18 protein-coding genes and 1 riboswitch are annotated in these 24,312 nt (G+C 54.5%); of the genes, 11 read left to right on the top strand and 7 right to left on the bottom strand.

The genetic code is table 11. From position 1 onward, the window contains the following. Nucleotides 1-39 precede the first annotated feature (39 nt). Nucleotides 40-2,235, bottom strand: coding sequence for a primosomal protein N' (priA, locus tag GKC68_RS01435; RefSeq protein WP_047714747.1), 2,196 nt, complete (start codon nt 2,233-2,235; stop codon nt 40-42). Nucleotides 2,236-2,460: 225 nt separating this feature from the next. Between priA and rpmE the strand changes: the two genes are divergently transcribed. Beyond that, a complete protein-coding gene (gene rpmE / locus GKC68_RS01440) occupies nt 2,461-2,676 on the top strand; it encodes a 50S ribosomal protein L31 (RefSeq protein ID WP_006121308.1) in 216 nt (71 codons plus the stop codon). 72 nt (nt 2,677-2,748) lie between these two features. Here the strand turns inward: rpmE and metJ are convergent, their stop codons facing one another. After that, nucleotides 2,749-3,066, bottom strand: coding sequence for a met regulon transcriptional regulator MetJ (gene metJ, locus GKC68_RS01445; protein WP_013027687.1), 318 nt, complete (start codon nt 3,064-3,066; stop codon nt 2,749-2,751). A 271-nt stretch (nt 3,067-3,337) separates the two neighbouring features. Between metJ and metB the strand changes: the two genes are divergently transcribed. From metB to metF, 3 genes are all read left to right on the top strand, one after another. Further along, nucleotides 3,338-4,498 (top strand): cystathionine gamma-synthase, encoded by a 1,161-nt coding sequence (metB, locus tag GKC68_RS01450; protein WP_089529053.1) that lies wholly within the window; start codon nt 3,338-3,340, stop codon nt 4,496-4,498. A 2-nt stretch (nt 4,499-4,500) separates the two neighbouring features. Beyond that, on the top strand, nt 4,501-6,936 hold the full coding sequence (locus tag GKC68_RS01455) for a bifunctional aspartate kinase/homoserine dehydrogenase II (RefSeq protein ID WP_311092758.1): 2,436 nt from the start codon (nt 4,501-4,503) through the stop codon (nt 6,934-6,936). 208 nt (nt 6,937-7,144) lie between these two features. Further along, nucleotides 7,145-8,041 (top strand): methylenetetrahydrofolate reductase, encoded by an 897-nt coding sequence (gene metF, locus GKC68_RS01460; RefSeq protein WP_028723149.1) that lies wholly within the window; start codon nt 7,145-7,147, stop codon nt 8,039-8,041. A 94-nt stretch (nt 8,042-8,135) separates the two neighbouring features. Here metF and GKC68_RS01465 read toward each other — a convergent pair whose 3' ends face one another. From GKC68_RS01465 to argE, 3 genes are all read right to left on the bottom strand, one after another. After that, on the bottom strand, nt 8,136-9,770 hold the full coding sequence (locus tag GKC68_RS01465) for a methyl-accepting chemotaxis protein (RefSeq protein WP_047714749.1): 1,635 nt from the start codon (nt 9,768-9,770) through the stop codon (nt 8,136-8,138). A 362-nt stretch (nt 9,771-10,132) separates the two neighbouring features. Next, complete coding sequence (gene ppc / locus GKC68_RS01470; protein ID WP_342656523.1) at nt 10,133-12,781, bottom strand: phosphoenolpyruvate carboxylase; 2,649 nt, start codon at nt 12,779-12,781, stop codon at nt 10,133-10,135. A gap of 350 nt (nt 12,782-13,131) precedes the next feature. Then, the gene (gene argE, locus GKC68_RS01475) at nt 13,132-14,280 is read right to left on the bottom strand and encodes an acetylornithine deacetylase (protein ID WP_013027681.1); all 1,149 of its coding nucleotides are present in this window, start codon (nt 14,278-14,280) and stop codon (nt 13,132-13,134) included. A 168-nt stretch (nt 14,281-14,448) separates the two neighbouring features. On the opposite strand from argE, the gene argC reads away from it, so the two are divergent. From argC to oxyR, 5 genes are all read left to right on the top strand, one after another. Beyond that, entirely contained in the window at nt 14,449-15,453 is a 1,005-nt protein-coding gene (argC, locus tag GKC68_RS01480) for an N-acetyl-gamma-glutamyl-phosphate reductase (protein WP_028723147.1), read from the top strand. Nucleotides 15,454-15,467: 14 nt separating this feature from the next. Next, nucleotides 15,468-16,244 (top strand): acetylglutamate kinase, encoded by a 777-nt coding sequence (gene argB / locus GKC68_RS01485; protein WP_013027679.1) that lies wholly within the window; start codon nt 15,468-15,470, stop codon nt 16,242-16,244. Nucleotides 16,245-16,268: 24 nt separating this feature from the next. After that, nucleotides 16,269-17,486, top strand: coding sequence for an argininosuccinate synthase (locus GKC68_RS01490; RefSeq protein WP_089529052.1), 1,218 nt, complete (start codon nt 16,269-16,271; stop codon nt 17,484-17,486). Nucleotides 17,487-17,574: 88 nt separating this feature from the next. Then, nucleotides 17,575-18,948, top strand: a complete 1,374-nt coding sequence (gene argH, locus GKC68_RS01495; RefSeq protein WP_058706100.1) for an argininosuccinate lyase — start codon at nt 17,575-17,577, stop codon at nt 18,946-18,948. Nucleotides 18,949-19,303: 355 nt separating this feature from the next. After that, a complete protein-coding gene (gene oxyR / locus GKC68_RS01500; RefSeq protein WP_015699323.1) occupies nt 19,304-20,221 on the top strand; it encodes a DNA-binding transcriptional regulator OxyR in 918 nt (305 codons plus the stop codon). Here oxyR and sthA read toward each other — a convergent pair. Next, the gene (sthA, locus tag GKC68_RS01505; RefSeq protein WP_028723143.1) at nt 20,204-21,604 is read right to left on the bottom strand and encodes a Si-specific NAD(P)(+) transhydrogenase; all 1,401 of its coding nucleotides are present in this window, start codon (nt 21,602-21,604) and stop codon (nt 20,204-20,206) included. The genes oxyR and sthA overlap by 18 nt on opposite strands. A gap of 193 nt (nt 21,605-21,797) precedes the next feature. Here sthA and fabR point away from each other — a divergent pair, with 193 nt between their 5' ends. Together fabR and GKC68_RS01515 are read left to right on the top strand one after the other, a co-directional pair. Next, the gene (gene fabR, locus GKC68_RS01510; RefSeq protein WP_028723142.1) at nt 21,798-22,445 is read left to right on the top strand and encodes an HTH-type transcriptional repressor FabR; all 648 of its coding nucleotides are present in this window, start codon (nt 21,798-21,800) and stop codon (nt 22,443-22,445) included. Between the two features lie 14 nt (nt 22,446-22,459). Then, the gene (locus tag GKC68_RS01515; protein ID WP_014604773.1) at nt 22,460-22,813 is read left to right on the top strand and encodes a YijD family membrane protein; all 354 of its coding nucleotides are present in this window, start codon (nt 22,460-22,462) and stop codon (nt 22,811-22,813) included. Between the two features lie 33 nt (nt 22,814-22,846). On the opposite strand, the gene trmA is transcribed toward GKC68_RS01515, so the two are convergent. Next, a complete protein-coding gene (gene trmA / locus GKC68_RS01520) occupies nt 22,847-23,950 on the bottom strand; it encodes a tRNA (uridine(54)-C5)-methyltransferase TrmA (RefSeq protein WP_028723141.1) in 1,104 nt (367 codons plus the stop codon). A gap of 121 nt (nt 23,951-24,071) precedes the next feature. Beyond that, a riboswitch (cobalamin riboswitch) is annotated at nt 24,072-24,255 on the top strand. Nucleotides 24,256-24,312 lie beyond the last annotated feature (57 nt).

The following is a 24,312-nucleotide window of genomic DNA, read 5'->3' on the forward strand; positions in this document are numbered from 1 at the left end:
ATGCGACGTTTTTCGATCCCTCTCACAACCTGCCCGGGCCTAGCTTTCGGTAGGATCCACGTCCAGCGTCCACTTCACCTTGCGCGAGGCCGGTAAAGTGCCCGTCAGCGGTAACGAACTACTCAGCAGCTGTTGCAGACGTTTGCGTGAAGGATGCTGCACCAGCAACTGCCAGCGCCAGCGACCGCTCCGCTTTGGCTGCAGGGCAGGCAGTGGCCCCATGAACCACATTGCCGTGTCGTTAAGCGGGCTGGCTTCCAGCATATTACGCAGCTGTTGCAGAAATTCTGCAGCCTGATGGTTGTCCATGTCCTCCGCACGAAACAGCGCATGATGTGTCCACGGCGGGAGAAAAACCGACTGGCGCTCCAACAGCGTTTGCTGGGCAAAAGCGAAGTAGCCCTGGTGGAGCAGCGTTTGCAGAAGCGGATGCTCAGGATGGTGTGTTTGCAGCAAGACTTCGCCTTGCTTACCAGCCCGACCGGCGCGGCCGGCTACCTGAGTATAAAGTTGAGCGAAGCGTTCTGCGGCGCGGAAGTCAGCGGAAAACAAGGCACCGTCGACGTCCAGCAGTGACACCAGCGTCACATCAGGAAAATGATGCCCTTTTGCCAGCATCTGGGTTCCCACAAGAATACGCGCGCCGCCGCGATGGACATCCGCCAGATGCTGCTCCAGCGCGCCTTTGCGGCTGGTGGTATCCCGGTCGATGCGCGAGACCGGCACACCGGGAAATAACGTGCCCAACTGCTGCTCAAGCTGTTCCGTCCCTACGCCCACCGGTAACAGGTGAGTTGAACCACATTGTGGACACTGGTTGGGCAGCGGCCGCTGGCTGTCACAATGGTGGCAGCGCAACTGACGATGATGTTGATGCAGAGTGTAATAGCGATCGCAGCGCTGGCATTCGGCAATCCAGCCGCAGTCGTGGCAGATCAGCGCAGGTGAAAAACCACGGCGGTTCAGGAAAAGCAGCACCTGGTTATCAGCTTTCAGATGCTGGCGCATTTTGAAGATCAGGGCAGGCGCCAGGCCGCCTGTCAGCTGTACACCTTTCAAATCGATTAGCTGCTGCAGAGCGGGTTTGGCGTTACCGGCTCGTTTCATCAGGTCGAGCTGACGGTATTTGCCGTTACGCACGTTGTGCAGGCTTTCCAGCGCCGGTGTCGCGGAACCCATGATGACAGGAATATTCTCTTCATGGGCGCGAAACACAGCCAGATCGCGAGCCTGATAGCGCCAGCCTTCCTGCTGCTTATAAGAACTGTCGTGCTCTTCATCGATAATAATGACGCCCGGACGCGCCATCGGGGTAAACAGGGCCGAGCGCGTGCCGATGATGATGGCATTCTCTCCTCTGCGCGCCCGTAGCCAGACAGAAAGGCGTTCGCTGTCATTCAGCGCTGAGTGCAGCACATCAACCGGCGCATCAAAACGTTCGCGAAAACGGGCAATGGTTTGTGGCGTCAGGCCGATTTCCGGCACCAGCACCAGGGCCTGTTTTCCTCTGGCCAGGACGTTTTCCAGCACGCTGAGATAAACTTCAGTCTTGCCTGATCCGGTAATTCCCGCCAGTAGCCAGGCCGCATAATGCTCATCTTCACTGCGTATCGCCCCAACTGCCGTCGCCTGATCGGTATTCAGGCGCAAGCGTTCACCTTTGACCGCGAAGCTGCTGCGCCAGTCATGCCTGTGTGGCTGATGCTCATGTAATTCGCATAACCCTTTGGCACGCAGCGCCTGCATGGCGGCATCGGTGAGATCGTGCTCAGTGACTTCATGACGATAAAGCGGCCGCTGTCGCAGCGTTGCAAGCCCTTGCTGCTGTTTGGGGGCCCGCTTCAGGCTCTCGGGAGCAGTAGCCCGGCCCTGCTCGGTAATTTCCCAACGCCATAAGGGATTATCCTGGGCAGGTTTACCTTGTCTGAGCAGCACCGGTAGCGCATGGCTCAGTACCTCGCCGAGCGGTGAATGATAGTAGTTCGCCGCCCAGTGGAGAATGCGCCACAGAGACGGGGGAAACAGCGACTCGCTGTCCAGCACCGATATCACCTGTTTGAGCTGGGTTGCGGGCAGGTCGCTGGTGTCAGGTAATGCCACCACGATACCGGTCATTTTTCGGTTACCAAAAGGCACGATCACCCGACCGCCAATGACCGGCTGCACGCCGACAGGAGGCAGGTAGTCAAACAGGCGAGGAAGGGGAACGGGCAGGGCAACCTGAACAACGGGCATAACAGTCTCTTTCCGGTTCATCTAGCAGGGCGGTTAGTGTACACGCTGACGCACACGGCGTGTATCTCAGGCGACATTTGCAGCGTTAAACATTAGCCTGTATAATATGCCGCCTTCGGTAAGAAAGACCTTGCCGGAGTTCACCATTAATGTTCAATCGCGTGTGGTGCTGCGCAGGTTCACGTCCTGGCGCGGAGAGCGACACGGCCTTATATGAGGTTTCCCATGAAACAAGGTATTCACCCAAAATACGAAGCAGTTACCATCAACTGTACTTGCGGTAACGTGATTCACACTCGCTCTACGCTGACTCACGAACTGAACCTGGACGTTTGTGGTAAGTGCCACCCGTTCTACACCGGTAAGCAGCGTGAAGTTGCCACTGGTGGCCGCGTTGACCGCTTCAACAAGCGTTTCAGCGTGCCAGGCACCAAAAAATAAGAAACGGCATTCGGACATCTGTTCGGCGGCAAGAAAAACCCAGCTCAGGCTGGGTTTTTTTATGTCTGAAAATCAGTATTCCCAGGTATCCGGGTCGATGCCCATGTCACGCATAATTTTTTTCGCGGCTTCCGGTATTTCGTCGTTACGTTCTTTACGCAGGTCGACATCATTAGGTAACGGTTGTCCGGTAAAAGCATGCAAGAAGGCTTCGCACAGGAGTTCACTGTTTGTCGCGTGACGCAGGTTGTTAACCTGACGACGTGTCCGTTCGTCTGTCAGAATTTTCAGCACGCTTAACGGAATTGATACCGTGATTTTTTTAACCTGTTCGCTCTTTTTGCCGTGCTCAGCGTACGGGCTGATATATTCGCCGTTCCATTCAGCCATGGGATACCTTAATCAATAAAAGTTAAAAGTTACGAAATCAGCCGATTATGCCTGATTTTCTTCTACCTGACCCCTTCTCTGGCGGGTTTCTTCGTTCAACGCACAGTGCTAATGGAGTTGAACGCCAGGTATGGGCGCATAATTTTAGCGGTTATTGCGACGATGCTCAATCTATACGCAAAGACATTTGGATGTCCAGATGTATTGACGTCTAAAAGCAAGATGATATCCTGTTGGCAACTTATTTCATACCTCAGGAACAGTTAGCCCTATGACGCGTAAACAGGCAACCATCGCAGTGCGCAGCGGTTTGAATGACGACGAGCAATACGGCTGCGTTGTCCCGCCCATCCATCTTTCCAGCACCTATAACTTCCATGATTTCAATGAGCCCCGAGCGCATGACTATTCCCGTCGTGGTAACCCCACGCGAGATGTGGTGCAGCGTGCCCTGGCAGAGCTGGAAGGCGGAGCGGGCGCGGTGCTGACCAATACCGGCATGTCCGCGATTCATCTGGTGACAACCGTGTTCCTGAAGCCTGGCGATCTGCTGGTTGCGCCGCACGACTGTTATGGCGGCAGCTATCGGCTGTTCGACAGTCTGAGTAAGCGGGGCGCTTACCGGGTAAAGTTTGTCGATCAGGGTGATAAAGCTGCGCTTCAGGCGGCACTGGATGAGAAGCCTAAACTGGTGCTGGTTGAAAGCCCCAGTAACCCGCTATTGCGCGTGGTGGATATCGCCGCCATTTGCGCAGCGTCGCGTGCGGCGGGCGCCGTCAGCGTCGTGGACAACACCTTTATGAGTCCGGCACTGCAAAATCCTCTGGCACTGGGTGCGGATCTGGTCATTCACTCCTGTACCAAATACCTGAATGGCCACTCTGACGTGGTAGCCGGTGCCGTGATTGCTAAAGATCCGCAGGCGGCGACCGATTTAGCCTGGTGGGCCAATAATATTGGGGTCACCGGCTCCGCTTTTGACAGCTATCTGCTGCTGCGCGGAATGCGCACGCTGGGCCCACGTATGGCCGCTGCGCAACGTAATGCGTTAGCCATTGTTGATTATCTCAAGCAACAGCCGCTGGTGAAAACGTTGTATCATCCTTCACTGCCGGAAAACGCGGGGCATGAATTCGCTGCACGCCAGCAGCGTGGATTCGGTGCCATGCTCAGTTTTGAGCTGGACGGCGATGAAGCCCGGTTGCGCCGTTTTCTTAAAGCGCTTGAGTTGTTCACGTTGGCGGAGTCGTTGGGCGGCGTTGAAAGCTTGATTTCACACACGGCGACCATGACCCATGCAGGTATGTCTGCAGAGGCCCGGGCCGCAGCAGGCATCTCTGAAACATTGCTACGTATTTCAGTAGGTATTGAAGACCACGAAGATTTAATTGCCGATTTGGATAATGCATTCCGGATCGCAGCCGAGGATTGATGATGACGAGTTCAGTTGGCGCAGGAACGCCAAACAACAGACAGCTCCACAAGTTTGGTGGCAGCAGCCTTGCAGATGCACGCTGCTACCAGCGTGTCGCCAGCATTATGGCGGATTACAGCCAGCCAGGTGACATGATGGTCGTATCGGCCGCGGGCTCGACGACCAATCAGCTGATTAGCTGGCTGAAGCTGAGCCAGAGCGACCGACTGTCCGCACATCAGGTGCAGCAGACATTACGTCGCTATCAGAGTGAGCTCATCAGTGCACTGTTACCTGCCGAAATAGCCGAACCCTTAATTACTGCCTTTATTCGCGACCTCGAAAAACTGGCGGCGTTACTGGATGGTGACGTCACAGAAGCGGTCTATGCGGAAGTGGTGGGCCATGGTGAGATCTGGTCTGCACGTTTAATGTCAGCGGTGCTGAACCAGCAGGATCTTCATGCCTGCTGGCTGGATGCACGCGATTTTCTGCGTGCGGAACGGGCCGCCCAGCCGCAGGTAGATGAAGGCAAATCCTGGCCGTTGTTACAAACGCTGCTGGCCCAGCATCCGCATAAACGCATCGTGGTAACCGGCTTTATCTGCGGCAATGACGCGGGAGAAACGGTACTGCTGGGGCGTAATGGTTCTGACTACTCTGCCACGCAGATTGGTGCGCTGGCAGGCGTGGGACGTGTGACGATCTGGAGCGATGTGGCGGGCGTTTACAGTGCTGATCCCCGCAAAGTCTCTGATGCCTGTCTGCTGCCCTTACTGCGCCTGGATGAGGCCAGTGAGCTGGCGCGTCTGGCAGCCCCGGTACTGCATACCCGCACCTTACAGCCGGTCTCGGGCAGCGATATTGATTTGCAGTTACGCTGCAGCTATCAGCCGGAACAGGGCTCTACCCGTATCGAGCGCGTCCTCGCGTCCGGTACGGGCGCCCGCATCGTCACCAGCCACGACGACGTGTGCCTGGTAGAGATCCAACTTCCTGAGCAGCACGATTTTACGCTGTTTCAAAAAGAGATCGACCAGCTGCTGACGCGCGCGCAGATGCGTCCGCTGGCGATGGGCATTCATCCCGATCGTCAACTGCTGCAACTGTGCTACACCTCTGAAGTGGTGAACAGTGCCTTTACTATATTGCAGGACGCCGGCTTTCCTGGACACTTGCAGTTACGTGAAGGTTTAGCGCTGGTCGCGCTGGTTGGCGCTGGCGTCACGCGCAACCCGTTGCACACGCACCGTTTCTGGCAGCAGCTAAAAGATCAGCCGGTCGAATTTATCAGCCAGTCGCCAGAGCACATTAGCGTGGTTGCGGTGCTGCGCGTTGGCCCTACTCAGCATCTCATTCAGGGGTTGCACAGTTCCCTGTTTCGGGCAGAAAAGCGCATTGGCCTGATGCTGTTTGGCAAGGGCAACATCGGTTCTCGCTGGCTGGAGTTGTTTGCCCGCGAGCAGGAAACGTTGTCGGCGCGTACCGGTTTCGAGTTTGTGCTAGCGGGCGTGGTGGACAGCCAACGCAGCCTGCTGAGCTATGAAGGTCTGGACGCCAGTCGCGCACTGGCATTCTTTGACGATGAAGCGGAAGCGCGTGATGAAGAGTCGCTGTTTCTGTGGATGCGCGCGCACCCTTATGATGATCTGGTTGTGCTGGATGTGACAGCCAGTAAGCCGCTGGCACAGCAGTATCTGGATTTTGCCAGCCATGGGTTTCATGTCATCAGCGCCAATAAAGTGGCGGGAGCATCGGATACACAAACCTGGCGCGAGATTCGGGATGCCTTTGAAAAAACCGGTCGCCACTGGTTGTATAACGCCACCGTGGGTGCAGGTCTGCCAGTAAACCATACGGTGCGCGATTTACGGGAAAGCGGCGACACGATTTTGTCGATCAGCGGTATTTTCTCCGGAACGCTGTCCTGGCTGTTTCTGCAATTTGATGGCACGGTGCCCTTTACCGAGCTGGTGGATCAGGCGTGGCAGCAGGGATTGACGGAACCGGATCCTCGCGTCGATCTGTCGGGTCAGGACGTCATGCGCAAACTGGTGATTCTGGCACGTGAAGCAGGCTATGACATCGAGCCGGATCAGGTGCGCGTGGAGTCGCTGGTGCCGCAGAGTTGCGAAGATGAATCAATAGATCACTTTTTCGAAAATGGCGACGAGCTTAATGAGCAGATGCTGCAACGGCTTGAAGCCGCGCAGGAGATGGGGCTGGTGCTGCGCTATGTTGCGCGCTTCGATGCAAACGGCAAAGCACGTGTTGGCGTCGAAGCGGTACGTCCGGAGCATCCTCTGGCCGCCTTACTGCCTTGTGACAACGTGTTTGCCATCGACAGCCGTTGGTATCGCGATAATCCGCTGGTGATCCGCGGACCGGGTGCAGGCCGGGACGTTACCGCCGGCGCTATCCAGTCTGATATCAATCGCCTTGCCCGACTTCTCTGACGTTGCTTTTCTCCAGGCGCTTCGGCGCCTGTCCTGCCCTAACATCCTCATGTATAAAGCCCTTTCACATCGACTGAATATTTGTCACTTCCTGGAATGATTTATCCGTTGACGCTTGTGGGGAAATGGTTCATTTTGAGTGTCTGGACGTCTAAACGTATAGATGTTTACAGGTTAACAGATAACCGATGTGGGCGGAGGTAGCAGGATGAGTTTCTTTCATGCCAATCAGCGCGAGGCGCTCAATCAGAGCCTGGCAGAGCTAAACGGGCGAATTAATGTCTCTTTTGAGTTTTTCCCGCCGCGCACCAGTGAAATGGAAGAAACGCTGTGGAATTCCATTCATCGCCTGAGCAGCCTGAAACCCAGTTTTGTCTCTGTAACCTACGGGGCGAACTCGGGTGAGCGTGACCGCACACACAGCATTATCAAAGGTATTAAAGAACGAACGGGGCTTGAAGCTGCGCCGCATCTGACCTGTATTGACGCTACCCGGGATGAGCTGCAAGCCATTGCACAGGATTACTGGAATAACGGGATTCGCCATATCGTGGCGCTGCGTGGCGATCTGCCACCCAATAGCGGTAAGCCGGAAATGTACGGCAGCGATCTGGTTGCGCTGCTTAAAGAGGTCGGTGATTTCGATATCACCGTCGCAGCCTATCCGGAAGTCCACCCCGAAGCAAAAAGTGCCCAGGCTGACCTGATCAATCTGAAACGTAAAATTGATGCTGGCGCTAACCGTGCCATTACCCAGTTCTTCTTTGATGTTGAAAGCTATCTGCGTTTTCGTGATCGCTGCGTTTCCACCGGTATTGATGTTGAAATCGTGCCGGGCATTTTGCCCGTCTCTAACTTCAAACAATTGCAGCGCTTCGCCACCATGACTAACGTGCGTGTGCCGGGCTGGATGAATGCGATGTTTGCAGGACTGGATGAGGATCCTGAAACGCGCAAAATGGTGGGGGCGAACATCGCCATGGACATGGTGAAAATCCTGTCGCGTGAGGGCGTAAAGGATTTCCATTTCTACACTCTGAACCGGGCAGAAATGAGCTATGCCATTTGTCATACGTTAGGTGTGCGCCCGGGAATTGCCGCCTGAAGAGGGCCATAAAAAAAACCGACGTGTCTGCGTCGGTTCTTAATGTCTCATCCATTGCATATACAGGGCTGACAGCAGCCTGATGTGCCACGCATTAAAAATGTGTCCAGCCTTCATGGGTCAAGGATTGAGCCGGTTTCACCAGCGAGGGTGTTTTGAGCGTCGGTACGCTTTGCACCTGCTGTGTCGCGTTATTAAAACGAAAGACGGAGACCGCCTGCAGCAGCTGTCGTGCCTGTTCCCGGAGGCTGTTCGCGGCCGAGGCGGATTCTTCCACTAATGCGGCGTTTTGCTGTGTGGCGCTGTCCATCTCGGTTACCGCGATGCCCACCTGTTCCACGCCTCTGGCCTGCTCGGCGCTGGCTGAGGTAATTTCCTCAACGGTATCACTCAGGTGACCCACGGCCCTGACGATGCTCTGCATCGTCGCGGTGGCATGTGCAACCAGTTCGTCACCTTGCCCCACGCTGCGGGCGTTGGCGTCAATTAACTGGCGAATTTCACCTGCGGCCGTGCTGCTACGTTGCGCCAGAGTTCTGACCTCGCTGGCAACCACCGCAAAACCTTTACCGTGTTCGCCCGCACGCGCGGCTTCTACTGCTGCGTTCAGCGCGAGAATATTGGTCTGGAAGGCAATACTGTCGATGACGGCGGTGATGTCGGCGATTTTCCCTGAGCTGTCTTTAATGGTGCGCATCGTGCTGGTAATCGCTGCCGTGGCATCATTGCCTTCGTTGGCGACATTACGCACATTGACCGCAAGCTGACTGGCCTGCTGCGCATTGCTGGCGTTATTTTTTACCGTCATGCCAAGCTGCGTCATGGTGGCTGCCGTCTGCTCCAGCGCGCTGGCCTGCTCTTCGGTTCTCTGTGACAGGTCGGCATTTCCCTGCGCTATCTGACTACTGGCAGAGGCGACGCTTTCCGCATTGGATCGCACCAGGCTGACCGTTTGAACCAGTGCCTCCTGCATCTCCCGTATTGCCACCAGCAGTTTGCCGGTTTCATCGGTGTGAGTGACCTGCACAGGCTCGCTGAGGTCACCTTTTGCCACGCGCTGCGCGGCAATCAGGGCCTGATTAAGGGGGCGGGTAATGCTGCGCGTAATAAGCCAGGCAGACAATCCCGCCAGAAATAGCGCAACGGCACCGGCGCCCGCCAGTAAGCGCAACGCATTGGTTTGATCGCTATGGGACGTTTGCTCTGCAACCTGCATCCGCGCTTCCTGGTGATCTTTTAATGCCTGAAGGGAGGCGATGTAGCCCGTTTGAATGTTGTCTCCCGAGGCCTGTAACAGCTGGTCGGCCTCCTCTTTTTTACCTTGCTGAGCAAGTGCAACGACCTTATCCATTAGCGGCAGAAAAAGCGCCGCGTGAGACTGGATGTTGGAAAAAAGTTGTCTGCCAGTGACGGAGGCAACCTCTTTATCCAGTACCTGCATCAGGCTGTCGGCCTGGCTTCTGACCTGCTGATAGCTGTTAACCGCTTTTTCTGTTTTTGCCGGATCCGGCTGGAGTACCGCAATGCGCGCCAGACGACTCATATCTTGCGCATAAAATGACAGCACGGCCGATTCGGATGCCTTGGCGTAAAGGCCCCCGGCGATCTCACTGTTGGCGTCGGCCAGAGAACGTGTTTTGGTAATACCGATCAGGACCATGAAAATGACAAGCATGCCCATGAAGCCAAAAGCCGCCACGAGCCGTATTCCTATTCTGATGTTATTCATACTGTTACCCTGATGTTAATGAGAAGCACGAAGGCCTCACTGCCTTCTGTCAGTGTGGTGTGTGAATCAGTGTGTGGCTTTTTATCGATCAATCCGGGTGATTTTTGACCCGTATAAAGAGTAACGACCACAAAGGCATAAGGTTTATAGGCTAACTGTAATCAAACTGTAATAATTTCTGAGGTAACGCACTTGACCAGATGAAAGGGTCTTAAGGACGCTGAGGGTGAAGGGGTAAAACACCAGATAAAACAGCAGGCATTCATCAGAGGGTGCGTAGTTGAGGCGGGCAAACTCACCCGAGCGCGGGTGGGTTAAGGACGGCCGCACAGGCTGCGCGGACCGTCCTGACAAGAATGGACTTAACCCGTGTTACGCATGCCAGCGGCAACACCGGCAATCGTCACCATCAGCGCCTGTTCGACGCGCGCATCCGGTTCATCACCGCGGGCTTCCTGAGCACGTGAACGGTGAAGCAGTTCAGCCTGCAGTACGTTCAGAGGATCGGTATACACATTGCGCAGGGCAATGGATTCGGCAATCCACGGCTGATCCGCCATCAGGTGTGAATCGTTGGCGATGGTCAGCACGGCTTTGATATCGGCATCCAGCTGGTCACGCAGCTGTTGACCTAATGGCCACAAGGATTTATCCACTAGCCGCTGGTCGTAATATTCAGCCAGCCACAGGTCTGCTTTGGAGAACACCATCTCCAGCATACCGAGGCGGGTTGAGAAAAACGGCCAGTCGCGACACATCGCTTCAAGCTGATCCTGATGGCCTGCCAGCATCGCCTGCTGCAGCGCCGCACCTGCACCCAGCCATGCCGGGAGCATCAGACGGTTTTGGGTCCAGGCGAAGATCCAGGGAATGGCGCGCAGGGATTCCACACCGCCGGTAGGACGGCGTTTGGCCGGGCGTGAACCCAGTGGCAGCTTGCCCAGTTCCTGCTCTGGGGTGGCTGAACGGAAGTAGGGCACAAAGTCAGCGTTTTCGCGCACGTAGCCCCGGTACATGGCACAGGAATCCGCAGAAAGCTGATTCATAATACTGCGCCATTCCGGTTTAGGTTCCGGCGGTGGCATCAGGTTAGCTTCCAGTATCGCACCGGTATAGAGCGACAGGCTGGCAATAGTCACTTCCGGTAAACCGTATTTAAAGCGGATCATTTCGCCCTGCTCGGTAACGCGCAGGCCGCCCTTCAGGCTGCCTGGCGGCTGAGACAGCAGCGCAGCATGTGCCGGCGCGCCGCCGCGACCGATAGTACCGCCACGTCCGTGGAACAAGGTCAGTGACACTCCGGCTTTTTCGCAGGTTTTAATCAGCGCATCCTGCGCCTGATACTGCGCCCAACTGGCCGCCATGACCCCGGCATCTTTCGCCGAGTCGGAATAGCCAATCATGACCATCTGTTTGCCCTGAATAAAGCCGCGATACCAGTCAATGTTGAGCAGCTTGCTCATCACATCGTTGGCATTGTTGAGGTCATCAAGCGTTTCAAACAGCGGTGCAACCGGCATCGCAAAAGGTATACCGGCTTCTTTCAGTAACAGGTGGACGGCCAGCACATCCGACGGCGTTTTTGCCATCGAAATCACATAGGCGGCGATAGAGCCCTGAGGCGCTTCTGCTACCACTTTGCAGGTTTCCAGCACTTCGCGGGTTTCATCGCTCGGTTCCCAGCTGCGCGGCAGTAATGGGCGCTTAGAATTCAGCTCGCGGATGAGGAACGCTTGCTTGTCGGCTTCTGACCAGCTCTCATAATCGCCCAGCCCCAGGTAGCGGGTAATCTCTGCAATGGCTTCGGTGTGACGGGTGCTTTCCTGACGAACATCAATGCGGACCAGCGGCACGCCAAAGCATTTCACGCGGCGCAGCGTATCCAGCAGTTGGCCGTTGGCAATGATGCTCATGCCACACTGCTGCAGGGATTGATAGATCGCATACAGCGGGTCCCAAAGCTGAGCGTTAGAGACCAGTAGGTCAGCCGGACGTGGTAAACGTTCGCCTTTGAGGCGGCGTTCCAGATAAGCCTGCGTGCTCATTAGCTGGCTGCGCAGACGCTTCAAAATCACGCGATAAGGTTCGAGCGCTTCAGGGGCACCACTGAGATCGGCCACTTCCTGGCTGCATTCAGACATCGACAGTTCTGAAATCAGTACGCCAATGTCACGCAGGAACAGGTCGGTGGCTTTCCAGCGGCTGAGTTGCATGACGTGACGGGTGATGGAGGCCGTGACATTGGGGTTGCCGTCACGATCACCGCCCATCCAGGAGGTAAACTGCACCGGAACGAAATCGACCGGCAGTTTAATGCCAAACGTCTCTTCTACCTGTTCATTCAGCTCACGCAGAAACGCAGGTACGCCTTCCCACAGGCTGTTTTCAACGACGGCAAAGCCCCATTTGGCTTCATCCACGGGCGTAGGGCGGTATTTACGGATCTCATCCGTATGCCAGGCCTGAGCGACCAGTTGGCGCAGGCGGCGCATAATCTGGTTACGCTCGTAGTCAGAAATATCGCTGTGATCGAGCTGTTCAAGACAGCTGTTTACTTCGCCCAGTTTATGAATCAGCGTACGACGCGTAATTTCTGTGGGATGGGCGGTCAACACCAGTTCCAGCGACAGGGATTCAATCGCCGCGTGAATAGCACTTTCACTAAGATTGTTTTGTTTGAGCGTTTCGAAGGTCTTTTTTAACAACTCGGGATGATTCGCGCCATCGCCGCTGCGGGAAATGGTTTGATACTGTTCAGCCACGTTAGTGAGGTTCAGGAACTGACTGAAAGCACGTGCGACGGGCAACAACTCGTCATTTGACAGATTCTGCAGCGTATTCAGCAACGCCTTACGATGCGTGTCATTGCCAGCACGGGATGATTTAGACAGCTTACGGATGGTTTCCACCTGGTCCAGGATGTTCTCTCCCAGCGCATCCTTAATCGTATCCCCGAGCAGTTTGCCGAGCATACTGACATTACTTCGCATTGCGGAATATTGTTCGTTCATGTGACCCTGACACCCTTATCGTCTTGATAAACCTCTATACCCGGTCTTTTCAGGCAGCACAAAAGCCAGCAACGTTGTCCTCTCGGTACTGCCCGAGGTTCTTCAGTTGCTGCCTGGCGCAAGCTGAATAAAGTGGGATGATTGCCCCGTAGGTATAACATCGTCTTTTATCTAGCCACGTAATCATCCGTTCGTCAATTGACTTAAAGTGAAGGAAACATGCAGCTAACTGCTGGAAATTCATGGAATTTGATAGGGGAGAAGCGGGATAAGTTATTCTTATTATCAAATCCCACAGAATGGCGGGGCATTTTGCTGTTATTTCAGTGAAATGCCCCGATTAATGATAATTAGTGACAGAAATGCTGCACAACCTGGCTTATCAGCGCACGGGTAGGCTTAATAAATGCGGTATCGATAAACTCGTCTGGCTGGTGCGCCTGATTGATCGATCCTGGGCCCAGTACCAGGGTTGGGCAGAGTTGCTGAATAAAAGGCGCTTCAGTGCAGTAATTCACCACTTCCGTCTGAATCCCCAGTAGCGTTTCTACCACTTTAACCAGTTCATGATCAGCGGGGCACTCGTAGCCGGGAATCGGTGGATGCAGTTCTTCAATGGTGATCCGTCCCGGCCAGCGTTCGCTTACCGGTGCCAGTGCTTCATTTAGCAGCCCGTCGAGATCGCTCAGCGTGAGGCCCGGCAGAGGCCGGATATCCATATGCAATTCGCAGCAGGCGCAGATACGGTTTGCCGCATCGCCGCCGTGAATATGACCAAAGTTCATGGTCGGATAGGGGATGGCAAAGCCATCGTGGTGGTAACGTGATTTGAGTGTGTTACGCAACTGCATGAGTTCGGTAATCGACTCATGCATCAGCTCAATGGCATTAACGCCGCGTCCGGGATCGCTGGAGTGGCCCGATTGTCCCTGAATGCGAATCGCATTAGATATATGGCCTTTGTGCGCCCGCACCGGCTTTAGCGAGGTCGGTTCGCCAATAATGGCGCAGTCGGGGCGAAGCTGGGTGGACTCTGCAAAATATTTCGCCCCTGCCATCGTGGTTTCTTCATCGGCTGTCGCCAAAATATACAGTGGCTTACTCAGGGTTGTCACATCCACATCACGTAGCGTGTCCAGAATAAACGCAAAGAAGCCTTTCATATCGGCGGTGCCCAGACCGTACAGCTTGTTGTCATGTTCGGTCAGGGTAAAGGGATCGCGAGTCCAGCGACCGTCATCGAACGGAACGGTATCGGTATGCCCGGCAAGCAGCAGGCCGCCCGCGCCGTTTCCGGTGCGCGCCAGCATATTAAATTTATGACGCGTTCCGGGGACGGGCTGTACTTCCACAGCAAAACCCAGGTCGCGGAACCAGCCAGCCAGTAAATTGATTAAAGTTTCATTGCTCTGATCGAGTGCGGCATCGGTTGCGCTGATTGACGGTGTTGCGATCAACTGGCGGTATAGTTCGATAAAAGGCGGTAATTTTGTCTTCACTGTTGACGGTCCTTGAGTTAGGATGTATCAATATTCATGCATTAATAGTGAATAAAAATACATTAACGTCGTGTGCATGTGAACCTTAAATCGCTGCAAACGACATCGTGGGCAACGGGGCAAGGCCGCGACCCGGAACGTGTGACTGTAATAAAGGTATACAGCCTGATGTTGAATACGCTGATCGTTGGTGCCAGTGGTTACGCTGGCGTAGAGCTTGCCACCTTCCTTAATCGCCATCCACATATCAACATAACCGCTTTGGCGGTATCTGCGCAAAGTCCCGATGCGGGCAAGCGCCTGTCCGATCTGCATCCACAGCTGAAAGGCGTGGTGGATTTGCCGCTGCAGCCGTTGAGTGATGCCGCCGAATGGGCAGGCAAAGTGGATGTGGTGTTTCTGGCGACCGCCCACGAAGTTAGCCATGACCTGGCCCCTGAATTTCTTAAAGCCGGTTGTGTGGTGTTCGATCTGTCAGGCGCGTTTCGCGTCAACGATGACGATTTTTACACCCAGTTTTATGGCTTTACGCATCAGCACGGTGACTGGCTGGATAAAGCCGTTTACGGTCTTGCTGAGTTCCAGCAGGAAAAAATTAAAGAAGCACAGCTGGTGGCCGTACCGGGCTGCTATCCCACCGCCTCCCAGCTGGCGTTGAAGCCCTTGCTGGATGCGGGTTTGCTGAATGACGCGCAGTGGCCGGTCATTAATGCCACCAGCGGCGTGAGTGGGGCGGGGCGCAAAGCGAATGTCGGCACCAGCTTCTGCGAAGTCAGCCTGCAACCTTACGGTATTTTTAATCATCGTCATCATCCTGAGATTGTGGCGCACCTGGGAACGCCGGTAATTTTCACCCCGCATCTGGGCAGTTTTCCGCGTGGGATTCTGGCGACCGTTACCTGCCGCCTGAAGGCCGGCGTAAGCCGTGATGATGTTGCTGAAGCTTTCCATAACGCCTACCACGATAAGCCGCTGGTACGCGTGTACGACCAGGGCGTGCCGGCTCTGAAAGCAGTTGTCGGGCTACCCTATTGCGATATCGGGTTCGCCGTTCAGGGCGAACACCTGATTGTGGTGGCTGCAGAAGATAACCTGCTTAAAGGCGCGGCCTCCCAGGCGGTGCAGTGCCTTAATATTCGTTTCGGTTTCCCTGAAACGCAGTCACTGATTTAACGGACGAGTAAACCATGACCAATCCATTGATTATCAAGCTGGGCGGTGTGCTGTTAGACAGCGAAGAAGCGCTGGCCCGTTTATTTGACGCGCTGCTGGCCTATCGCTCCGCGCATCAGCGCCCGTTGATCGTCGTTCACGGCGGCGGCTGCCTTGTCGATGAACTGATGAAAAAACTGGCGCTGCCGGTGCAGAAAAAGAACGGCTTACGCGTCACGCCTGCCGACCAGATCGACATTATTACCGGCGCACTGGCGGGTACCGCAAACAAAACCCTGCTGGCCTGGGCGAAAAAATATGGCATTCATGCGGTAGGCCTTTGCCTGGGCGATGCAGGCCTGGTTAATGTCACGCAGCTGGATGAAGCATTGGGTCATGTGGGCCACGCCACGCCGGGTAATCCCGCGTTGGTCAATACATTGCTTGCGGCGGGTTATATGCCTGTTGTCAGCTCAATTGGCATTACCGATGACGGCCAGTTAATGAACGTCAATGCGGATCAGGCCGCCACGGCGCTGGCATCAACGCTGGGTGCTGATTTAGTCTTGTTATCGGATGTCAGTGGCATTCTCGATGGCAAAGGCCAGCGCATTGCAGAGATGACGGCTGACAAAGCTGAACAGTTGATTGCGCAGGGCATCATCACCGATGGCATGATTGTTAAAGTGAACGCAGCGCTGGATGCTGCGCGCACGCTGGGCCGCCCGGTTGATATCGCCAGCTGGCGTCATGCCGAGCAACTGCCCGACCTTTTTAACGGTGTGTCCATTGGCACCCGGATTCTCGCTTAACGACTCAGATTCAAGGATTACGAAATGCAAACGCAAAACATCAAAAAAATCGTTCTGGCTTACTCTGGTGGTCTGGATACTTCCGCCATTATTCCATGGCTGAAAGAAAACTATGGCGGCTGTGAAGTGGTCGCGTTTGTGGCGGATATCGGTCAGGAACGTAGCGATCTGGAAGGCGTTGAGAAGAAAGCGCTGCAGTCAGGTGCATCAGAATGTCACGTTGTTGATCTGCGTGAAGAATTTATCAGCGACTACGTTTATCCGGTGCTGCAGACCGGGGCCCTGTATGAAGGGACGTATCTGCTGGGTACCTCAATGGCGCGTCCTATCATCGCTAAAGCGCAGGTTGAGCTGGCGCTGAAAGTCGGTGCTGATGCCCTGTGCCACGGTGCGACCGGTAAAGGCAATGACCAGGTACGTTTTGAAACCACTTACACCGCGCTGGCACCCCAGCTGAAAGTGGTTGCGCCATGGCGCGAATGGAACCTGCGTTCACGTGAAGCGCTGCTGGATTATCTGAAAGCGCGCAATATCCCAACCACCGCTTCGCTGGAAAAAATCTACAGCCGTGATGAAAACGCCTGGCATATTTCCACCGAAGGCGGCGTGCTGGAAAGCCCGTCTAATGCGCCGAATAAAGATTGCTGGGTCTGGACCGTTGATCCGCTGGAAGCCCCGGATCAGCCTGAAGACGTGACGGTAACCGTTGAAAAAGGGCGCGTTGTCGCGGTAAACGGCGAGAAACTGAGCCCGTTCCAGTGTCTGGAAAAGCTGAACGTGCTGGGTGCTAAACACGGCGTAGGTCGTATCGATATCGTTGAAAACCGTCTGGTGGGCATTAAATCACGCGGCTGTTACGAAACGCCTGGCGGCACCATCATGGTTAACGCACTGCGTGCGGTTGAACAACTGGTTCTGGATCGCGACAGCTTCAAATGGCGTGAGCAGCTGGGCCATGAAATGTCCTATGTGGTTTACGATGGTCGCTGGTTTGCACCGCTGCGTAAGTCTATCCAGGCGGCGGCAGAGTCGCTGGCAGAAGACGTCAACGGTGAAGTGGTCCTGCAACTCTACAAAGGCCAGGCCACGGCGACGCAGAAGCGTTCAGCCAACAGCCTGTATTCCGAAGAGTTCGCGACCTTCGGCGAAGACGAGGTTTACGATCATCGTCATGCCGGTGGCTTTATCCGTCTGTTCTCACTCTCTTCACGCATCCGTGCATTGAACGAGCAGAAAAAGTAATCGCAGGCGAGGATCGCCTCGCCTCTCAGTATGACATCAGGGGCGGCTTTCAGGCCGCCCCTGGTTTAACGACTTGAAGGAGATTCACATGGCACTTTGGGGTGGACGCTTTACCCAGGCAGCAGATCAACGTTTCAAACAGTTCAACGACTCGCTGCGTTTTGATTACCGCCTGGCTGAGCAGGACATCATTGGCTCAGTGGCCTGGTCCAAAGCGCTGGTGACGGTAAATGTTCTGACCGGTGATGAGCAGCAGCAGCTGGAAGCCGCATTGAATGCATTGCTGGAAGAGGTTCGTGCCAATCCTGAGCAAATTCTGCAAAGTGATGCCGAAGATATTCACAGCTGGGTTGAAGGTCAGTTGATCGAGAAAGTCGGTGCGCTGGGCAAAAAACTGCACACCGGCCGTAGCCGTAATGACCAGGTAGCGACCGACCTGAAACTCTGGTGTAAGGCGCAGGTTGCCGTACTGCTGGACGCCACACGTGAGCTGCAGCAGGCGCTGGTCGCCACCGCCGAAGTGAACCAGGATGCGGTGATGCCAGGCTATACGCATTTGCAGCGGGCGCAGCCGGTAACCTTTGCGCATTGGTGCCTCGCCTATGTTGAAATGCTGGCGCGCGATGAAAGCCGTTTGCAGGATACGTTGAAGCGTCTTGATGTTAGCCCACTGGGTTGTGGCGCGCTGGCAGGAACGGCGTACGACATCGATCGTGAGCAGCTGGCTGGCTGGTTAGGCTTTGCTTCTGCCACGCGTAACAGCCTGGACACCGTGTCCGATCGTGACCATGTTCTGGAACTGCTCTCGGATGCGTCAATCGGTATGGTACATCTGTCGCGCTTTGCTGAAGACATGATTTTCTTTAACACTGGCGAAGCCGGCTTTATCGAACTCTCAGATAAAGTCACCTCGGGTTCATCCCTGATGCCACAGAAGAAAAACCCGGATGCACTGGAGCTGATTCGCGGCAAGTGTGGCCGTGTACAGGGCGCGTTAACCGGAATGATGATGACGCTAAAAGGTCTGCCGCTCGCCTACAACAAAGACATGCAGGAAGACAAAGAAGGGCTGTTCGACGCGCTGGATACCTGGCTGGACTGCCTGCATATGTCGGTTCTTGTCCTGGATGGCCTGCAGGTAAAACGTCCTCGCTGCCAGGAAGCGGCAGAGCAGGGCTACGCGAACTCAACCGAGCTGGCTGACTACCTCGTTGCTAAAGGCGTGCCGTTCCGTGAGGCGCACCACATTGTCGGTGAAACGGTCGTTGAAGCGATAAAACAGGGCGTGGCGCTGGAAGCGCTGACGCTGGCGCAGTTAAAGCAGTTCAGTAGTGTGATAGAGGACGATGTCTATCCTGTTCTGGCCCTAAAATCCTGTCTGGATAAGCGGAATGCTCAGGGTGGGGTTTCGCCCGGTCAGGTTGCCCGTGCTATCGCGGATGCCAAAACACGCTTAGCGTAAACAGCAGGCAAAAAAAAGCGGGCATCAGATGCCCGCCAACCTCTAGCTTCAGAAACTACTTTTATTTTAGGCACATCATCAGAGCCACGGCGCTCCCGGCCGATGCTCAGATTCGTTACGTTCACCCTCTACGCGTTTTAGGGAAGCCTGACAGTGCTTCTCGTCTTTTTTTAGGCGAAGGGCTCGCGACTGTTGAAAACAGGGGCGACACCGTTTCCAACGTTCAGAAAACATTTCCCTGGGTGGCAATGAATCTGAATTGATGTGGGCATTATTCCCATCCGCTCTTGATAGGGCCAATCGTTGGTTGCTATTCTATCTATCGCCACGAGCTATCGTGGAATGGAGGGTAATAATGAATATCCGTGATCTTGAATATCTGGTTTCGCTTGCTGAACATCGTCATTTCCGACGTGCTGCGGATGCCTGCCATGTCAGTCAGCCCACGTTGAGCGGACAGATCCGTAAATTAGAAGACGAATTAGGTGTCATGCTGCTGGAGCGTACCAGCCGCAAAGTGCTGTTTACTCAGGCCGGCCTGTTGCTGGTCGACCAGGCGCGTACCGTTCTGCGTGAAGTCAAAGTGCTGAAAGAGATGGCCAGTCAGCAAGGCGAAGCGATGTCAGGGCCACTGCATATTGGGCTTATCCCCACGACCGGCCCTTATTTGCTGCCGCAGATCATTCCAATGCTGCATCAGACCTTTCCAAAGCTGGAAATGTATCTGCATGAAGCGCAGACGCAGCAACTGCTGGCGCAGCTCGACAGCGGCAAACTGGACTGTGCGATTCTGGCGTTGGTGAAAGAAAGCGAAGCCTTTATCGAGGTCCCGCTGTTTGATGAGCCGATGAAGCTGGCCGTTTATGAAGATCACCCATGGCGCGATCGTGACCGCGTGCCGATGTCCGATCTGGCGGGCGAAAAGCTGCTCATGCTGGAAGACGGTCATTGCCTGCGCGATCAGGCGATGGGCTTTTGCTTTGAAGCAGGTGCAGACGAAGACACGCATTTCCGCGCGACCAGCCTGGAAACCTTGCGCAATATGGTTGCGGCGGGAAGCGGGATCACGTTACTGCCTGCACTGGCCGTACCGGATCAGCGTATTCGTGACGGCGTTTGTTATCTCCCGTGCTACAAACCGGTTCCCCAACGCACTATCGCACTGGTATACCGCCCCGGTTCACCCCTGCGCAGTCGTTATGAACAACTGGCAGAGGCAATCCGAACGCACATGCAGGGCTATTTCGATACGACGTTAAAACAGGCGGTTTAGGCCGTTTAACGCTGCAACACGATAGGCTTCGGCCATGGTGGGATAGTTAAAGGTGGTATTCACAAAGTACTCGATTGTGTTGCCACCATTTTTTTGCTCCATAATCGCCTGACCGATATGGATGATCTCCGCCGCGCGCTCGCCAAAACAATGAATGCCTAAGATTTCTTTGGTTTCGCGATGGAACAGGATCTTCAGGCTACCCACATTCATTCCAACGATTTGCGCACGCGCCAGATGTTTGAACTGAGCACGACCCACTTCGTATGGCACTTTCATTGCCGTCAGCTGCTGCTCGGTTTTCCCCACAGAACTGATTTCCGGAATGGTATAGATCCCGGTCGGGATGTCTTCTATCAGATGCGCTGAGGCTTCACCTTTCATAATGGCCTGCGCGGCAATACGGCCCTGATCGTAAGCAGCGGATGCCAGACTTGGATAACCAATCACGTCGCCTACCGCATAAATGTGCGGCTGAGCTGTCTGATACATGCTGTTCACTTTCAGCAGGCCACGTCCGTCTGCTTCCAGACCGACATTTTCCAGCGACAGCGAATCAGTGTTACCGGTACGACCATTCGCATACAGCAGGCAATCCGCTTTTACTTTCTTGCCGGATTTAAGGTGCATGATCACGCCGTCATCTACGCCTTCAATTTTCTCAAACTCTTCATTATGACGAATCACTACGCCGCTGTTCCAGAAGTGATAGGACAGCGAGTCGGACATCTCCTGGTCAAGAAATGCCAGCAGCCGGTCACGGGTGTTAATCAAATCAACTTTGACGTTAAGTCCACGGAAAATAGAAGCATATTCACAGCCAATGACGCCGGCGCCATAGATGATCACGTGGCCAGGTTCATGGTGCAGGTTGAGAATAGAATCGGAGTCGTAAATGCGTGGATGGGTAAAGTCGACATCGTGGGGATGATAAGGGCGTGAACCGCAGGCGATGATAAACTTCTCGGCGGTTAGTTTTTCGCGCGTACCGTCATGATGTTCTACCTCGACCGTGTTGGCATCAACAAAATGGGCATCGCCCTGAAAGAGTTCGCAGCGGTTACGCTCGTAAAAACCCTGACGCATTGCCGTTTGCTGGTTGATCACGTTTTCCGTGTGGTTAAGGATATCGGCAAAGGATGAACGAAGCAGTCGGGTGTGGTCGCTGTAAAGGGGATTTTGATTGAATTCGATGATGCGGCTAACAGCGTGACGGAGGGCTTTTGAAGGGATGGTTCCCCAGTGAGTACAGCCGCCGCCGATGTTGTGATAGCGTTCGATAACCGCGATGCGTGCGCCTTGCTTGACCAGTCCCATCGCCGCACCTTCGCCGCCGGGTCCTGAACCAATCACTATAACATCGTAATCGTAAGACTTTTGCATACCGATACGTCCTATTATTTATACATTTTTACAACGAGATTCTAACATCTCACCGCGCACTTCTGAATTCTAACAGCGATTTTCATCACGTTTTGCCTTTCAGTGGTGTTTAACAAGCCGTCACAAAGTTTGCCCGGCTGTACGCTGAATATTTTGTTATAGTGCTGTTTCAGAACCTCACAAGGCAGAGAGAATGGGTGTCAGAGCGCAACAAAAAGAACGTACACGGCGTACACTCATCGAAGCTGCATTCAGTCAGCTCAGCGCCGAGCGCAGTTTTGCCAGCCTGAGCCTACGTGAAGTTGCCAGGGAAGCCGGCATTGCGCCCACGTCTTTTTATCGGCATTTCAAAGATGTTGATGAGTTAGGTCTGACGATGGTTGACGAAAGTGGACTGATGTTGCGCCAGCTGATGCGCCAGGCACGTCAGCGTATCGCAAAAGGTGGCAGCATTATTAAAACCTCTATCGCCACTTTCATGGAGTTCATCGAGAATAACCCTAACGCGTTTCGCTTGTTGTTGCGCGAGCGTTCAGGAACTTCCGCGGCCTTTCGCGCTGCTGTTGCACGTGAAATTCAACATTTCATTGCTGAACTGGCTGACTATCTTGAGGTCGAAAATCGCATGCCGCGCAGCTTCACCGAAGCGCAGGCTGAAGCGATGGTGACGATTGTTTTTAGCGCGGGTGCTGAAGCCCTGGACATTGATATTGGGCAGCGACGTAAGCTGGAAGATCGTCTGGTATTACAGTTACGCATGATCGCCAAAGGCGCTTATTACTGGTATCGCCGGGAACAAGAACGCCTTGCGGTAACCCTGGATAAACCTGAAGAGATATGAATAAGGACCCTGCCATGACCCACCCAAGCTCCCGTGATAAAGGCACGATGTTGCTGGCTTTTATTACCGGCCTTGCTATGAACGGCTCGTTCTCCGTGTTGTTTAGTGCTTTTGTTCCTTTTTCTATTTTTCCACTGATTGCGTTGGGGCTGTCGGCCTGGTGCCTGCATCAGCGTTATCTGAACAAAAACATGCCGGATGGCGTTCCCGGCCTTGCTGCCGCCTTTTTCCTGTTGGGCATTTTGGTATACAGCGCGCTGGTCAGGGCAGAGTACCCGGATATTGGCTCTAATTTCATCCCGACCATTTTAATGGTTGGGCTGGTGTTCTGGATTGCCCTACGTTACAAGCGCAACCGCAATCGGTAATTAAAAAACGGGAACCTTCAGGTTCCCGTTTTTTTACGCTTTACGCGTCAGCAGCACGCCGCATTCCATATGGTGGGTGTACGGGAACTGGTCAAACAGCGCCAGCCGCGTCACGTCGTGCGTTTGCGCCAGTATCAGCAGATTGTCGCACAGGGTTTGCGGATTGCAGGAAATATAGAGAATGGCAGGATAAGCCTGCACCATCTTAACGGTTTCCTCATCCAGCCCGCTGCGCGGCGGATCGACAAAGATCGTCTCGCAGTCATAACTCTTCAGATCGATCCCTTCCAGCCGGTTAAAGCTGCGCACGCCATTCATCGCCTGCGTAAACTCTTCGGCTGCCATGCGAATAATCTGCACGTTATCAATCTGATTGGCGGCAATATTGTACTGCGCTGACGCTACGGAAGGTTTGGCGATTTCTGTTGCCAGTACCCGTCGGAAATTTCGGGCCAGCGCCAGCGAGAAGTTGCCATTACCACAGTAGAGCTCCAGCAGATCGCCGCGAGAACCCGTGGTGACGTCCAGTGCCCATTCCAGCATTTGAATGTTCATGGCGGCGTTGGGCTGCGTAAAGCTGTTTTCTACCTGACGGTAAATCATCTCTTTACCGGCCACCGGCAAACGCTCATCGACATAATCCCGATCGAGGCAGATTTTGGTCTTGGTCGCGCGGCCAATCAGCTGGACATCAATACCTTCAGCGCGCAATTGATCGCGTAACGTGCTGGCGGCCTGCTGCCATTCCTCATCCAGTTTGCGGTGGTAGAGCAGCGAAATCACGATCTGATGACTCATTGTGGACAGGTAATCGATCTGAAACAGCTTGTGGCGCAGCAGACGATTGTCCCGAATGGCCGCCATCATTTTTGGCATGACCTGATTGATTAACTCACTGGCCGCAGGAAACTGATCGACGCGTATGCGCTGTTTCGTCTCCTGATCGAAGATAATGTGGTAGAGGTCATCACCCTCGTGCCAGATGCGGAACTCTGCTCGCATGCGGTAGTGACTGACGGGGGAACGAAACACCTCCACGGCGGGTGCAGCGAATGGCGTCATCATCGTTTCTAACCGACTGACTTTTTCCGCCAGCTGCGCGTCATACTGTTCAACAGGGAGATGTTCGGGTGTCATGTTTAATCCTGGTTAAGAGCTTACTTGCCGGGCGATTGTAGGCATTCACCTGCCGATGTCCAGTCTTGTACGCTGGCGCAGAAAGACGACGTGCGGAAGTCTGGACTTGCTCATGCGCTCTTCGTAGACTGCTGGCACCGGCCTCAGCCTTGAGTTAATAGGGAATCCAGTGTGAATCTGGAGCTGACGCGCAGCGGTAAGGAATGTCAGGGTGATTGCAATTGCAGACACTGTCCTGCGGGATGGGAAGTCATCACCTGCTATGATTCCCAGCCCGAAGACCTGCCGGTGTGACGTCGCCACTCTTACAGTCATCGCGTGCTATCGATTGTATGCCTGCGGCATCCTTTTTCTTTTGGATG

It is taken from the genome of Pantoea sp. RSPAM1 (assembly GCF_038816185.1).
Classification (GTDB): domain Bacteria; phylum Pseudomonadota; class Gammaproteobacteria; order Enterobacterales; family Enterobacteriaceae; genus Pantoea; species Pantoea ananatis.